Here is a 13688-nt window from a genome sequence, read left to right as displayed (position 1 = left end):
CGGTGCGGCGCCGGGGCTTGATCCCTGATCATGTTCGTGTGGTGGGGAACGGGGCTCGTGCAGCGATCATCAGCGACCGAAGGATCACAGAGCTCTCGGCCGACGTGATCGCCGAACTCGTTTCCGAGGTAGCCCCGTTATGGGGCGAACGACACCAGGCGAGGCTGGAGTCCAGGCCACGCCAACGAGCCGTAGGAGCCGGTGCGAAGCACCGGCTGGTCTTCATCGACCGGCTCCTGGCCACGCTCGTTCACCTTCGCCACGGCGTCACTCACGATGTACTGGCCTGCTGGTTCGGTGTTGACCGCTCCACGATCACCCGGGCAATCACCGAGGTGCGGCCCCTGCTCGCTGCCCGAGGCTGCGTCATTGAGTCCGGTATTCGGCTTCGTACCCTCGCCGAGGTCATCGACCACCTCGCGGCCAACGGACAGACCGGGATTATCGACGGCACCGAGGTCCGAGTCCGTCGGCCCGCCGTCGGCCGCAAGGATCGGGAGAAGTTCATCTCCGGCAAGAACAAGCAGAACGCCGTCAAGGCGATGGTCCTTACCGACGCCGACGGCAGGCTGCTGTTCTGCAGTCCAGCCCAGCCGGCAAGCTGTGCCGACATCACCCACGCCCGACAATTGGGCCTGGTCAAGCACCTGACCGGCGGCCCGACCGTGGAGATCCTCGCCGACGCCGGCTACCAGGGTCTGGGCGCCCAGACCGGCGGCCGCGTGGTGACACCACCGCACCGCAAGTTCAAGAAGAACCCGCCGGACTGGTACGAGGAGATCTACGAGCGCCAGCGCAAGGCGCACTCTTCACGCAGGATCCGCGTGGAGCACGGCATCGCACACCTCAAGAACTGGCGCTCGCTCGCTCGTCACCACGGCCGACGCGAGCACATGAGCGACACCATCCAGGCCGTCGCCGGACGGCTCTCACATCAGCAAACGTCTACCCGCGGCACCCGACAAGGACGGTGACCATCGAGCCGACCTGCACCTTTCGACGCGTCACCGCCAACCATGCACGAGCTCGTTAGACGGGCCGAGCATCAACGATTTTCGGTCAACAATGTCCGGACGCAGTGAGACACAGCCGGACTCAGGCGGACGCCGGCGAACGCAGACGGACGGGTTCTGCGGGGTTGCGCCTGGCCGGTCTGCATCCGGCCCTCGTTTTGACCGGAGCGAGCTGCGCAACACTTCACGTCATGCCGAGCTTTCAGCAGAGGAAGGCCGTGGGGGACGCCCACGAGCAGCGCATCGCCGAGGAACTGACCGCGCGCGGGTGGGCGGTCAACCCGTGGGGGCAGGGAGTCCTCACCCAGCCTGTTCAAGCCGCACTCCGAAAGACCGACAGCTCCCTCCGCTGGACTCCCGACCTCCTTGCCGCCAAGGAGGGCCACGTCGCAATGATCGACTGCAAGAGCAGCATGACCAGTCGGGCGACGCACCGCCACGCGATCGAGAGCGCCGCCGTCCGCGCACACCTCCAGCTCGTCGCGTGGACCGTGCTGCCCCTCTACTACGTGTTCGACAGTCTCGACGTTCTCACCCCGTACGACGCCCTCGCGGCGGGGCAGACCGGCCCCCACTCGGTCGCAGGTTCAGGGGCTCCGTATCTGCTCGTGCCTACGACGCACTGTCGCACCTTCGACTCGACGTTCGGCTCGCGGAGGCGGCCGCCCGCCGTGAGCGACGCGGCCTGAGCCCAGCGCCCCGCCAGTCCCGCTGCTCGGTACAACACGTTGCACCGAGCAGCGTCGCGCTTCAAACGCCACCGAGAACCTCATGGCGGGACACCAGCGGATCTGACGAACTGTCACCAAAGTCAGCATTGGGTCAGCATTGGTCCTGGCAAAGCTGACCCCAGCTGGTCATACCTGGGAACCATAGAGGGCCCAGAGAGGGTCTCCCGGAACCCCCGTCGCCCGCCCCGCCGGAACGATCTCCGCGCGGGATGTGATCTCTGCTGGGCTGTTCTCGACTGGTAGGTCCCTTCCAGAAAGGCGCAGGTCAGCGTACCCGACCCCGTGCTTTCAGCGGCACCGGCGGGAGTTGCGGAGCGGGGATCGGGGGGCCGTCGTAGCCCTTTACCTCGCCGTAGCGGGTGCCCTCCATCCAGTCCTGGCGGGCCTGTACGATCTCCTCGTTGGAGCGCCCGATCCAGTTCCAGAACATCACGATCTCCTCCTCGAACGGTTCGCCGCCCAGCAGCATCAGGCCGGCGTCCGAGGTGGCGCGGAGGGGGAGTTCGGTGCGGCCGCAGCCGAGGTAGAGCATGGCGCCCGGGAGGACGGGGACGCCGTCCACGTGGGCTTCGCCGGACATCGACAGGACCGCGTACTCGAAGTCCGGGTCGAGGGGCAGCCGGGTTTCGGTGCCGCCGGCTAGGGTGAGGTCGGCGCCGACGATGGGGGTGTACGCCGTACCGGGCGAGGTTGCCCCGTCCAGGCTGCCCAGGATCACCGTGGCGGTCAGGCCGGGGGCGGTCACCTGCGGGAGTTCGGGGTGGTGCTGGAAGTGGGGTGCCACGTTCCGGTGCTCGTCGGGCAGGGCCACCCACAGTTGGGCGCCGTGCAGGAAGCGGGCGTGCGGGCGGGGGCTCTCCTCGGAGTGGCTGATGCCCCGGCCGGAGGTCATCAGGCCCAGCTCGCGGGGGCGGATCGTGGCGAGGCTGCCTTCGCTGTCGCGGTGCAGGACCTCCCCGTCGTGCAGCCAGCTCACGGTCTGCAGCCCCGAATGGGGGTGGGGTGCGACCTGCATGCCGGGCTCGTCCGCGATGTCGTCCGGGCCGTAGTGGTCCACGAAGCACCAGGCGCCGACCATGCGGCGGCCGAGGTTCGGCAGGAGTCGGCGGACCTCGGTGGACCCGCCGAGTGTGACGGTGCGCGGGCTGAGGAGCTCGCGGACCGGTTCGGCCACGACGAAACCGCGGCCGCCGCAGGCGGAGAGAGCTGGCTGGCGATCGAGATTGCTCATGTTGGACAACTTAGTCCCGCTCGGTGGCGATGTGACCGGTCCTTTGCCTGGAATGTTCCGGCAGGACGGCGTGTTGGACGGACCGACACCCCACCGGGAGCGAGCGGAAGGGACGCGATGAACGCACCGACGGCATACCACGAGCACGGCACGGCGGCGGAGCGCTGGGAGCGCGCCGGGCTGTTCTTCGAAGCGAAGGAGTACGCGACGGCGGCGCGCGTCCTGGTGACGGTCGCCGACGAGGCTCCGGAGCAGTTGGCCCCCCGGCTGCTGCTGGCCCGGGCCTATTACCACTCCGCCCAGCTGACCCGCGCGGAGCGCGAGCTGCGCGCGATCCTGGAGCGGTGGCCGGTCGAGGACTACGCGCAGCTGCTGCTCGGACGCACCCTGCAGCGACAGGGCCGGGCCGCCGAGGCCGCCCCGCACCTGCGCATCGCGGCGGCCATGGCGGGCGACTTCCCCGAGTAGGTCAGCGAGCGGGTGGGCCCGGTGGGCCTGCCCGGCTCGCCGAGGCGCGTCCCCGACCCGCCCCCGCCCCTCCCCCGCAGCGCTCCGGCCTGCGCAAACGCGTGCCGTCGGGTGTGCTCGTCGAGTCGTACCGTCCCTCCGGCCCCGCGTGTGCGGGGCCGGGCGGCCGACTCGGATAGCCTGGGTCCCATATGAACCGCCTGACCACGCCCTTCGGCTCCTACGAACTCACCCGCTTCCCCGCGGACCCGCGCGACCGGCTCCAGGCCTGGGACGCCGCCGACGAGTACCTGCTGCGTCATCTCGACGCCGGTACCGGCGAGCGGGGCCCCGTGGACCTGGCCGCGGCCGGGCAGATCACCGTGCTCGGTGACCGCTGGGGAACCCTGACGACGGCCCTGGCCTCGTACCGTCCCACGCAGATCACCGATTCCTCGTTGACCCGGGCCGCCACCGAGGCGAACCTGGACCGGGCCGGGATCGGGACGTCCAAGGCGACGGTGTCCCTGCTGACCACGCAGGACGCGCCACCGGAGCGGATCGACGTGCTGCTCGTGCGGGTGCCGAAGAGTCTGGCGCTGCTGGAGGACCAGCTGTACCGGGTCGCTCCGCACGTGCACGCGGGCACCGTGGTCGTGGGCGCCGGCATGGTCAAGGAGATCCACACCTCGACGCTGCGCCTCTTCGAGAAGATCCTCGGCCCGACGAAGACCTCGCTCGCCGAGAAGAAGGCCCGTCTGATCTTCTGCACCCCGGGGAATCCGGGCGCCGCGCGGCCCACCACCCCGGGCCCGTGGCCGCTGACGTACACGGTGGACGAGGACGGCGGCTCGGGCGCCGGCCTGAAGGTCGTCAACCACGCGGGGATCTTCTGCGCGGACCGGCTGGACATCGGTACGCGCTTCTTCCTCCAGAACATTCCCACGAACACGGACGGCGCCCGGGTCGTGGACCTGGGTTGCGGCAACGGCGTCGTCGGCACGGCCGTCGCGGTCGCCGACCCGGACGCCGAGGTCGTCTTCACCGACGAGTCGTACCAGGCGGTCGCCTCCGCGCGCGCCACCTACGAGGCCAACGTGCCGGCGGGTCGGCGTACGGCGGAGTTCCTGGTCGGCGACGGCGTCGCGATGCTGCCGCCCGGTTCCGTGGACCTGGTGCTGTGCAACCCGCCCTTCCACTCGCACCAGGCGACGACCGACGCCACGGCGCTGCGGATGTTCGCGCAGTCGCGCAAGGCGCTTCGGCCCGGCGGTGAGCTCTGGGTGGTGGCCAACCGGCACATGGGCTACCACACCCATCTGCGCCGGCTCTTCGGCAACAGTGAAGTGGCCGCGAGCGAACCCAAGTTCGTGGTGCTGCGGGCGATCAAGCGCGAGGAGCGCACACGCCCCATGTGACCTGCCGGTACGTCCTACACTCGGCCGCGTGAGCAGCCAGGTGCAGACGGACGGATCGGTCGAGGGCATGGCCGCGGGCCCGGGACGGCGCTACCGCCGGGAGGACGTGGCCCGCGCGGCCGGGGTGAAGGTGCGCAACCTGCGCTACTACCAGGAGCGCGGGTTGCTGCCGCCGCCGCGGCGGGAGGGGCGGATCGCCTGGTACTCCGACGATCACCTGACCCGACTGCGCCTGATCAGCGACCTGTTGGGGCGCGGGTACACGGTGAACGGCATCGGGGAGTTGCTGACCGCCTGGGAGCAGGGTGACGGCCTGTCCCAACTCCTCGGGCTGGAACGGGAGATGACCCGGGACTGGGTGCACGAGGAGCCGGTGACGATGACCCGGGCCGAGTTGCGCGAGCTGTTCGGCCCGGAGGCGACCGCCCAACACACCCGGCGGGCGGCGGAGTTGGGTTACGTACGGGTCGACGGGGACCTGGTGACGTATCCGAACCGGCGGTTGCTGGAGGCGACGCTGGCGTTGGTGCGGCAGGGGGTGCCGCTGGGGGACATCCTGGACGCGGGTGACTTCGTACAGATCCAGGCGGACGCGCTCGCGGACCGCTTCGTCGGGCTTTTCCGGCGGCATGTGATCGGTACGGAAGGCCTGGAGCCACTTTCGGCCACCCAGTTGGATCACGTCCGGGAGGCGGTGGCGGCGCTGCGGCCGGTGGCCGGCGAGGTCGTGGCCGCAGAGTTCGCCCGGGCGATGGCGCGGCGGGTGGAGGCGGAGGTCGCGGAATTGCTGCGTACGGAGCAGTAGGAGTCGGCTCAAAAGGTGCACTCGCACAACCTTGCCAACCACCATTGGCACTCTTACATTCAACTCGTCGGTAACAAAGGTGCACAGCCGAGATAAGGGACGATCTCATGGCGGATTCACCGAACTTATCCGAGCCCCCCGGCACGATCGGCGGGGACGGAACGGGCGACGCGGGAAGAGGCGAAGGGCGGGTGCGCTGGCGCAGGTTCGCCCTGCTGACGGTGCCGGCCGTGGCCGTGACGGCGGGACTCGGCATCGCCCTGGCGCAGGGGGCGCTCGCCGCGTCCTTCGCGGTGTCGGGGCAGCAGTTCAAGGTGTCGGCGAAGAGCTTGGAGGGCGAGGGCTTCGCGCAGTACGGCAGCGTCGACGTCAATGCCCGCGAGGAGCTGATCCCGGTGGCGGTCACCGCCATCAGGGAGGCGAAGTTGAACAGTCTGTGCCAGTCGGTGGTGACCACCCTTCCGATGATCGGCGACATCTCGCTCAACCTGACCGCCGGGCAGAAGAAGCCGGTCGAGGCGACCAACCTGTTCGTCGACGCGACACAGCTCTCGGGTGACGCGGTCTTCACGAACATCGAGATCGGACGCGACGCCTCCACCCTGGACAAGGGGCCCGCGGAGGCGCAGGGCATGCAGGACCTGTTCGCCCAACAGGCGGACACGGTGAGCATCACCGGTCTCCAGCAGACGGCGTGGGCGACCAACGCCGGAACGTTCAAGCTGTCCGGGCTGAACATGAGCATCAGCAAGGGCAAGAAGGAATGCTTCTGAGCCGCTGGCGGCGGTGGCGGCGCGGCCGGCCGTTCTGGGGCGGGCTCTTCGCCGTCCTGGCCGGAGCGTGGATCTGTGTCCTGCCCCTGGCACCGCTGAAGATCATGCTCCAGCAGGGGGTGGCGGGCATTCCGTCCGTCCTGATGGGGATCGTCATGATCGTCCTCGGGGTCACCGCCTGGTTCTCCCCCCAGCAACGCTCCCTCGCCGGGGTCCTGACCACGCTCATCGCCACCGCCGCGCTGGTCCTGTCGAACCTCGGCGGGTTCCTGATCGGCACCCTTCTCGGCATCGTCGGCGGCGGCCTGGTGTTCGCCTGGCAGCCGTCCGCGGTGCGTAGTCCCGGGGGCTCCGCCGCCCCCGGGACGGACGACCCACCCCCCGCTCCCACCCCGCACCACGATCCCCAAGGAGCTCAGCCATGAGCCGTACGCGTACCGCGCTCGCCCTCGGGATGGCGGCCGCGGCCGCCCTGACGGTGGCCTCGGCCACCGCCACCGCCTCGCCGTTACCGCTGGCCGGGTCGACCACCGTCACTCCGGCCGGGCACGCCTTCAAGGCCACCCTCAGCGGGAAGGCCACCCTCAAGGCCGGTTCGGTCACGGTGACCTGCACGGTCTCCGTGTCCACCGGTACGGTGCCGGCCGCCCCCGGCAACCAGAACCCGGCCGGGCCGGTCTCCTCGCCCATCACCCCGCCGACCTACAGCTCCTGTACCTCCAGCGTCTGGGGCGTGACCCCGACGGTCACCACCAGCGGCGCCTGGTCGGTGTCGATGCAGCACGGTTCCCCGATCACCGCGACGATGAACGTCCCGGTCGGCGGGCTCGTCGTCACCACGACGGGCCTGGCCAACTGTGTCGTCACCACCGCGCCGACCGCCCCGGCCGGTGTCAACGGCACCTGGACGAACGGCGCACCGCCCAGCCTGACCTTCACCAACGCCACCGTGCCGGTCACGGTCACCGGCGGCTTCGGCTGCCCGACGAGCGCGACCACCTCCACCTTCAACGCCGTCTACAAGGTCACCGACACCACGAACCCGGCGCAGCAGATCACCGTCGGCCCCTGAGCGGAGTCCTTCGGTCCGACCGGGCCGTCCCGTCCCTCCGCGCGGTGGAAATTGCGTTGCTCCGGGGGGAAGGGACAGGCGAAGCTCGCTGACATGTCACAGAGCACCGAGCATCTCGATTTCCCCGGAACCGCCTCCACCCACGCTTCCGTACCCGCCGTCCGGCACGGGCGCGGCGTGGAGGACCTCTTCTCCGCCGGGCGGCTGCTCGTGATCCCGCGCAAGGCGGCCCGGCGCGAGCAGTTGCTCACGCACCTCACGGAAACCCTGTTCGCGCCGGACCGGGACTACACCGAGCCCGAGGTCAACGAGGCACTGCGCACCGTGCACGAGGACTGCTCGGCGCTGCGGCGCCACCTCATCACCTCGGGCCGGCTCACCCGGACCCGGGACGGCAGCAGCTACCGCCGTCCGGTGACCACCCGGTAGTGGGTCGTCAACCGCCCGTCGTCGCCCAGCACATGGAAGGCGACGGCGGGCGGTTCGTCGAGGTGGACGTGGTGGTCGGGCCCCGCCGCCCTCTCCCACGGGAGCCGGATCGTGGACACCACGCCGGGCGCGACCAGCAGCGGTCGGCCGGCGAAGGTCGTCACCGCCGCCGTGTGCGCGTGCCCGCACAGGAAGGCACGCAGGTGCGGATGGCGGCCCGCCAGTTCCGCGAGGCGCTCCTCCCCGAACTGCCGGATCGCGTCCACGTACGGTGTGTGCAGCGGCACCGGCGGGTGGTGGAACGCCACCAGGACCGGCACCTCGTGCGGGGTGTCCGCGAGTACGCCGTCCAACCAGGTCAGCGTCGCATCCGTCAGGTAGCCGTGGTCCTCGCCGGGCACGGAGGAATCGCACACGGCCAGGGCGAACCCGTCGGCGCGCAGCACCCGGTCCACGGGCTCCCGCGACGGCTCCTCCTCCCCCAGCAGGACCCGGCGGAAGGCGACGCGCTCATCGTGGTTGCCGGGGCAGATGACCGTCGGGTGACGGGAGACGAGCAGGGCGCGGGCCTCCTCGTACTCGGCGGGCGTACCGGCGTCGGCTATGTCCCCACTGACCACCACCGCGTCGAGGTCGTACGGCAGGGCGTCCAGGTAGTCCATGACGGCGCGGGTGCGGTCGGCGGCGCGCGAACCGCCGTCGATGTGGACGTCGCTGAGGTGGGCGATCACGATCACGGTGGCGGCTGCTCCTTCGGTCGCCGCGTCCTCCGGTCGTGGGTCGCCGGAGGCTACGCTCGGCCCATTCAACAGGGCCCGCCCGCAGCCTCCTTCGTCCCCTCCCCGTGGGAGCGGCGTCCCTCCTCAGGCCGTGCGGGCCGCGCGCCCGGATGCCGGGGTGGCCGGTCCCGCTCCCTCAACCCGTCGAGCCTCGACCGGGCGGCGCCGCCGGCCGCACCGGCTAGCCGCGGTAGGCCTCCAGCAGTCGCAGCCACACCTCGCTGATCGTCGGGAAGGCCGGAACCGCGTGCCACAGCCGGTCGATCGGCACCTCACCCACCACGGCGATGGTCGCCGCGTGGACGAGTTCGGCGGCGCCCGCGCCCACGAAGGTGACTCCGAGCAGGACCTCCCGGTCGAGGTCGACCACCATCCGGGCCCGGCCCTGGTACCCCTCGGCGTAGAGTCCCGCGCCCGAGACCTTGCCCATGTCGTGGTCGACGGCCCGCACCCGGTATCCCGCGCGCTCCGCCTCGGCCAGGGAGAGCCCGACGGCGGCCGCCTCCGGGTCGGTAAAGACGGCCTGCGGCACGGCCTCGGTGTCGGCCGTGGCGGCGTGGGCGCCCCAGCGGGAGGTGTCGATGTCGCCGGTCCCGGCGGCGCGGGCGGCGATGGCCGCGCCGGCGATCCGGGCCTGGTACTTGCCCTGGTGGGTGAGGAGCGCCCGGTGGTTCACGTCGCCGACGGCGTAGAGCCAGTCGCTGCCGGGTACCCGGCAGCTCTCGTCCACCCCGATCCAGCCGCCGGGGGTCAGGCCCACGGTGTCCAACCCGATGTCCTCGGTCCGCGGCGCCCGGCCGGTCGCCACGAGCAGTTCGTCACCCTCCAGCCGCTCACCGCCCGCCAACACCACCGTGACGGGGCCGGTCGACCCGTCGCGCTCCACCGCCTCGACCTCCACCCCGGTACGGACCACCGCACCGGCCTCGCGCAGTGCCTCGGCGACCATCTCCCCGGCGAAGGGCTCCATCCGGGGCAACAGCCCGTCTCCGCGTACCAGCAGGGTCACGCGGGAGCCGAGCGCCTGCCAGGCGGTGGCCATCTCGGTGGCCACGACCGAGCCGCCGACGATCAGCAGCCGGCCCGGCACCTCCCGCGCCGAGGTGGCCTCGCGGGAGGTCCACGGTCGGGCTTCGGCGAGCCCGGGGACCTCCGGCACCACGGCCCGGGTCCCGGTGGCCACGACCACCGCGTGCCGGGCTGACAGGACGTGGTGCTCCCCCTCCGGACTGGTCACGGCCACCTTGCGGATGCCGTAGAGCCGGCCGTGACCCCGGTAGAGATCGGCTCCGGTGGAGTCGATCCAGTCGACCTGGCCGTCGTCGTTCCAGTTCCCGGTCCAGTAGTCGCGGTGCGCGAACACCGCCTCCGCGTCGAGCGGGCCCGCCACGGCGCCCGCCAGCCCCGGCACCCGCCGCGCCTCGGCCCGCGCCAGCGCCGGGCGCAGCAGGGCCTTGCTCGGCACGCAGGCCCAGTACGAGCACTCCCCGCCGACCAGCTCGCTCTCCACCAGGGCCGTGGTCAGCCCGGCGGCCCGGGTCCGGTCGACGATGTTCTCCCCGGCCGGTCCCCCGCCGAGCACCACGACGTCGTATTCCATCGCTTCAGTCATGGGGACCAGTGTGTCCGCAGCGGACGGGCGGCGGACGGCAAGGTCAGGGCTGCGGCGTGCCGGGGGTTTCCTCGGGCCCCGGGCCGGCCGCCGGGCCGGCCGACTGCTGCGCCTCGGCGGCGATCTTCGCTCTGACCTCGTCCATGTCGAGGGCGCGGGCCTGCCCGATGAGGTCGGTCAGGGCGGCTTCCGGCAGGGCTCCGGGCTGCGAGAAGATCGCCACCTGGTCCCGGACGATCATCAGGGTCGGGATCGAGGTGATCTGGAAGGCCGCGGCCAGCTCCTGCTGGGCCTCGGTGTCCACCTTGGCGAAGACCAGGTCGGGATGGTCCTGCGCGGCCTTCTCGTAGACCGGGGCGAACTGCAGGCAGGGCCGGCACCAGCCCGCCCAGAAGTCGATCAGCACGAACGGGTTCTCGCTGACCGTCCGGTCGAAGTTCTCCTTGGTGAGCTCGACAGTAGCCACGGGTCCGGACCTTCCTGTTGGGTGCGTGTCCTGTGTGAACGACCGTCCCACCCGTCGAATTCCGCGCCCGCGCCGGATCCGTCGAACGAGTGACCGGGCTCCTAGAACGGGTGGCCGGGCGCGCTGGTGCGGGCCGTCGTCCAGCGGAGTTCGGTGAAGGCGTCCAGGTTCGCCTCCCCGCCGAAACGGGCGCCCGTACCGGAGGCGCCGACCCCGCCGAAGGGGGCCACGGCCTCGTCGTTCACGGTCTGGTCGTTGATGTGCGCGATGCCGGTCGGTATCCGATCGGCCAGCTCCATGCCGTGCCCCGCGTCACGCGTGATGATGCCCAGCGAGAGCCCGTAGGGGCCCGCCGAGGCCAGCTCGACGGCTTCGTCCTCCGTCACGAAGGACCGTACGGGCGCCACCGGACCGAAGACCTCCTGCGCGTAGGCGGGTGTGTCGTCGGCGACCCCCGCCAGCACGGTGGGGCGGTAGAAGAGGCCCCGGTGGGTGCCTCCGGCGACGAGTTTGGCACCCTGCCCGATGCTGGCCTCGACCAGCGCGTGGACCCGCTCCAGCTGGGTTTCGTCGAGCAGCGGCCCCAGGTGCACCGGCTCGCGGTACGGGTCCCCGACGGCCAGCGCCTCGGCCCGCGCGGCGAGCCGCTCCACGTACTCGTCGTAGAGCGAGGCGTGGACGAGGTGCCGGCCCGCGGTCATGCAGATCTGCCCCTGATGGAAGAAGGAGCCCCAGGAGGCCTGCGCGACGGCGGCCTCGACGTCCGCGTCGGCGAGGACCACGAGCGCCGAGTTCCCGCCCAGTTCCAGGTGCGCGCGCTTGAGGTGCCGGCCGGCCAGCTCGCCGACCGCGCGGCCCGCCGCGGTGGAGCCGGTGAAGGACACCACGCTCACGCGCGGGTCGGCCACCACGGCCGCCCCCGTCTCCGCCCCGCCGGGCAGCACGCCGAGCAGCCCGGCGGGCAGTCCGGCGGCGGCGAAAACGGCGGCCAGGGCGAGGCCGCCGCAGACGGCGGTCCGGCGGTCCGGCTTGAGCAGCACGGCGTTGCCGAGCGCGAGGGCCGGCGCCACGGAGCGGATCGACAGGATCAGCGGGGCGTTGAAGGGCGCCACCACCCCGACGACTCCTGCCGGAACCCGGCGGGTGAAGGAGAGCCGGGGGGCCTCGCTGGGCAGGACCTGCCCCGTCGGCCGGGAGGCGAGGGCGGCGGCCTCGTAGCACTCCTGGGCGGCGACGTGCAGCTCGAAGTCCGCCTTGCCGGGGATGGAACCCGACTCCCTGACCAGCCATTCGCGCAGTTCGTCGGCGTGGGCGGCGAACAGGTCGCCGGCGCGGCGCAGTACGGCGGCCCGCTCCGGGTGGGTGGCGCGCGCCCAGTCCCGCTGCGCGGCCCGGGCCCGTACGGCGGCCTCGGCCACGTCGGCCGGGGCGGCGAGGTCGAGCGTGGCGAGGGTACGCCCGGTCGCGGGTTCGACGACCGGGGCCGTGCCGCCGGTGAGGGTGGGTCCGTCCTGCCAGAGCGTCGGGTCGAGGAGCGGCGTCACGCGGGGCCTCCGGAAGGCGATGGTGCGGGGCGGGGGGCGGCAGCACGCGCCATCGTGCCAGACCGGAGACGCCACTTCTGTTCGGTTATTGGGCAGTTGACGGGCTGTCATGTCTGGAAATGATCGACAGCTCGCGGGCGGCGACGCCCCCGCGGTGGCGTCGGGCTACCGCTCCAGGACGAGCGCGATGCCCTGTCCGACGCCGATGCACAGCGCCGCCATGCCCGTACCCGAACCGGCGGCCGCCAGTTGGTGGGCGACCGAACCGGCAAGTCGGGCCCCCGAGGCACCGAGCGGGTGGCCGATGGCGATGGCCCCGCCGCGCGGGTTGACCACGTCCGGGTCCAGCTCCGGCCAGGCCGCCAGGCAGCCCAACGCCTGCGCGGCGAAGGCCTCGTTCAGCTCGACGGTCGTCAGGTCGGTCAGCGAGCGGCCGGCCTTGCCCAGGACCCGCTCGACCGCGTCGACCGGGCCGAGGCCGAAGAGCTGCGGCTCGATCCCGGTGACGGCACTGGCGCTGATCCGGGCGAGCGGTTCACGTCCGGTCGCCGCCAGCCCGGCCTCGTCCGTCAGCAGCAGGGCGGCGGCCCCGTCGTTGAGCGGGGAGGCGTTGGCGGCCGTGACCGTACCGGAGCCGTCCGTGCGGAACGCGGGCTTCAGTCGGGCGAGGGCCTCGGGGGTGGAGCCCTCGCGGATGCACTCGTCGCGCGCGAGGTCCACCCGCGGGTACGGGACGACCTCGTCGGCGTACAGTCCGGCGGCCCACGCCGCGGCTGCCTTGTGGTGGCTCCGCAGCGCGAAGGCGTCCTGCGCCTCGCGGCTGATGCCGTGCTTCTCGGCGACCAACTCGGCGCCCTCGCCGAGCGAGCCGGTCCACTGCGCGGGCATGGCGGGGTTGGTCATGCGCCAGCCGAGGGTGGTGGACCACATCTCCTGGTGCCCGGCCGGGAAGGCCCGCTCCGGCTTCTGCACCACCCAGGGGGCGCGACTCATCGACTCGACGCCGCCCGCGATGGCGATGGAGGCGTCGCCGAGGGCGATGGCGCGGGCCGCCTGGATCACGGCCTCCAGGCCGGAGCCGCAGAGCCGGTTGACGGTGACCCCGGGGACGGTGACGGGCAGGCCGGCGAGCAGCACCGCCATGCGCGCCACGTCCCGGTTGTCCTCACCGGCGCCGTTGGCGTCGCCGAAGACCACGTCGTCGATGCGCGCCGGGTCGAGTTCCGGCGTACGGTCCACCAGGGCGCGGACCACGTGGGCGGCCAGGTCGTCCGGCCGGATTCCGGCGAGGGCCCCGCCGAACTTGCCGATCGGGGTGCGGACGGCGTCGACGACGTAAACGTCGCGGACGGTGCGGATGCTCATGGG

The 13688-nt window shown here is 71.9% G+C and carries 15 protein-coding genes; 9 read left to right on the top strand and 6 right to left on the bottom strand.

Annotation, left to right across the window (positions count from 1 at the left end; translation table 11 throughout):
* Positions 1–104 precede the first annotated feature (104 nt).
* Positions 105–974 carry a transposase family protein gene (locus AB0D46_RS11375; RefSeq protein ID WP_362877063.1) on the top strand — a complete coding sequence of 290 codons (870 nt, stop codon included), beginning with the start codon at positions 105–107 and terminating at the stop codon, positions 972–974.
* 230 nt (positions 975–1204) lie between these two features.
* On the top strand, positions 1205–1702 hold the full coding sequence (locus AB0D46_RS11370; RefSeq protein ID WP_362877062.1) for a hypothetical protein: 498 nt from the start codon (positions 1205–1207) through the stop codon (positions 1700–1702).
* Between the two features lie 307 nt (positions 1703–2009).
* On the opposite strand, the gene AB0D46_RS11365 is transcribed toward AB0D46_RS11370, so the two are convergent.
* Positions 2010–2975 carry a pirin family protein gene (locus AB0D46_RS11365; protein ID WP_362877061.1) on the bottom strand — a complete coding sequence of 322 codons (966 nt, stop codon included), beginning with the start codon at positions 2973–2975 and terminating at the stop codon, positions 2010–2012.
* Between the two features lie 117 nt (positions 2976–3092).
* Between AB0D46_RS11365 and AB0D46_RS11360 the strand changes: the two genes are divergently transcribed.
* From AB0D46_RS11360 to AB0D46_RS11330, 7 genes are all read left to right on the top strand, one after another.
* Positions 3093–3443, top strand: a complete 351-nt coding sequence (locus tag AB0D46_RS11360) for a tetratricopeptide repeat protein (protein WP_362877060.1) — start codon at positions 3093–3095, stop codon at positions 3441–3443.
* A gap of 191 nt (positions 3444–3634) precedes the next feature.
* Complete coding sequence (locus AB0D46_RS11355) at positions 3635–4840, top strand: methyltransferase (protein WP_362877059.1); 1206 nt, start codon at positions 3635–3637, stop codon at positions 4838–4840.
* 28 nt (positions 4841–4868) lie between these two features.
* Complete coding sequence (locus AB0D46_RS11350; protein ID WP_362877058.1) at positions 4869–5645, top strand: MerR family transcriptional regulator; 777 nt, start codon at positions 4869–4871, stop codon at positions 5643–5645.
* A 191-nt stretch (positions 5646–5836) separates the two neighbouring features.
* Positions 5837–6418: a DUF6230 family protein gene (locus AB0D46_RS11345; RefSeq protein ID WP_362877057.1), complete on the top strand. Its 582-nt coding sequence runs from the start codon at positions 5837–5839 to the stop codon at positions 6416–6418.
* Positions 6409–6843, top strand: coding sequence for a DUF6114 domain-containing protein (locus tag AB0D46_RS11340; protein ID WP_362877056.1), 435 nt, complete (start codon positions 6409–6411; stop codon positions 6841–6843). The genes AB0D46_RS11345 and AB0D46_RS11340 overlap by 10 nt, the downstream gene beginning before the upstream one ends.
* A complete protein-coding gene (locus tag AB0D46_RS11335; protein ID WP_362877055.1) occupies positions 6840–7490 on the top strand; it encodes a hypothetical protein in 651 nt (216 codons plus the stop codon). Before AB0D46_RS11340 ends, AB0D46_RS11335 begins: the two co-directional genes overlap by 4 nt.
* Before the next feature lie 93 nt (positions 7491–7583).
* A complete protein-coding gene (locus tag AB0D46_RS11330) occupies positions 7584–7919 on the top strand; it encodes a DUF2087 domain-containing protein (protein WP_362877054.1) in 336 nt (111 codons plus the stop codon).
* On the opposite strand, the gene AB0D46_RS11325 is transcribed toward AB0D46_RS11330, so the two are convergent.
* The 5 genes from AB0D46_RS11325 to AB0D46_RS11305 all read right to left on the bottom strand — a co-directional run bounded on the left by AB0D46_RS11325 (position 7892) and on the right by AB0D46_RS11305 (position 13685).
* On the bottom strand, positions 7892–8656 hold the full coding sequence (locus AB0D46_RS11325; RefSeq protein WP_362877053.1) for a metallophosphoesterase: 765 nt from the start codon (positions 8654–8656) through the stop codon (positions 7892–7894). The two genes, AB0D46_RS11330 and AB0D46_RS11325, sit on opposite strands and share 28 nt — an antisense overlap.
* A 223-nt stretch (positions 8657–8879) precedes the next feature.
* A complete protein-coding gene (locus tag AB0D46_RS11320) occupies positions 8880–10310 on the bottom strand; it encodes an NAD(P)/FAD-dependent oxidoreductase (RefSeq protein ID WP_362877052.1) in 1431 nt (476 codons plus the stop codon).
* Between the two features lie 43 nt (positions 10311–10353).
* Complete coding sequence (locus AB0D46_RS11315; RefSeq protein WP_362877051.1) at positions 10354–10776, bottom strand: thioredoxin family protein; 423 nt, start codon at positions 10774–10776, stop codon at positions 10354–10356.
* Between the two features lie 101 nt (positions 10777–10877).
* Positions 10878–12320: an aldehyde dehydrogenase family protein gene (locus tag AB0D46_RS11310; RefSeq protein ID WP_362877050.1), complete on the bottom strand. Its 1443-nt coding sequence runs from the start codon at positions 12318–12320 to the stop codon at positions 10878–10880.
* 165 nt (positions 12321–12485) lie between these two features.
* On the bottom strand, positions 12486–13685 hold the full coding sequence (locus AB0D46_RS11305) for a thiolase family protein (protein ID WP_362877049.1): 1200 nt from the start codon (positions 13683–13685) through the stop codon (positions 12486–12488).
* Positions 13686–13688 lie beyond the last annotated feature (3 nt).

It is taken from the genome of Streptomyces sp. NPDC048383 (genome assembly GCF_040651775.1).
In the GTDB taxonomy this organism is placed as follows: domain Bacteria; phylum Actinomycetota; class Actinomycetes; order Streptomycetales; family Streptomycetaceae; genus Streptomyces.
Note: the sequence above shows the minus strand (reverse complement) of the source record. Positions and strands in the feature narration are given on the sequence as shown.

Bases quoted from the DNA above. Each gene is read 5' to 3' on its own strand.
- AB0D46_RS11330 (WP_362877054.1), top strand. From the start codon at position 7,584: ATGTCACAGAGCACCGAGCATCTCGATTTCCCCGGAACCGCCTCCACC.
- AB0D46_RS11320 (WP_362877052.1), bottom strand. From the start codon at position 10,310: ATGACTGAAGCGATGGAATACGACGTCGTGGTGCTCGGCGGGGGACCG.
- AB0D46_RS11340 (WP_362877056.1), top strand. From the start codon at position 6,409: ATGCTTCTGAGCCGCTGGCGGCGGTGGCGGCGCGGCCGGCCGTTCTGG.
- AB0D46_RS11335 (WP_362877055.1), top strand. From the start codon at position 6,840: ATGAGCCGTACGCGTACCGCGCTCGCCCTCGGGATGGCGGCCGCGGCC.
- AB0D46_RS11305 (WP_362877049.1), bottom strand. From the start codon at position 13,685: ATGAGCATCCGCACCGTCCGCGACGTTTACGTCGTCGACGCCGTCCGC.
- AB0D46_RS11365 (WP_362877061.1), bottom strand. From the start codon at position 2,975: ATGAGCAATCTCGATCGCCAGCCAGCTCTCTCCGCCTGCGGCGGCCGC.
- AB0D46_RS11360 (WP_362877060.1), top strand. From the start codon at position 3,093: ATGAACGCACCGACGGCATACCACGAGCACGGCACGGCGGCGGAGCGC.
- AB0D46_RS11370 (WP_362877062.1), top strand. From the start codon at position 1,205: ATGCCGAGCTTTCAGCAGAGGAAGGCCGTGGGGGACGCCCACGAGCAG.
- AB0D46_RS11355 (WP_362877059.1), top strand. From the start codon at position 3,635: ATGAACCGCCTGACCACGCCCTTCGGCTCCTACGAACTCACCCGCTTC.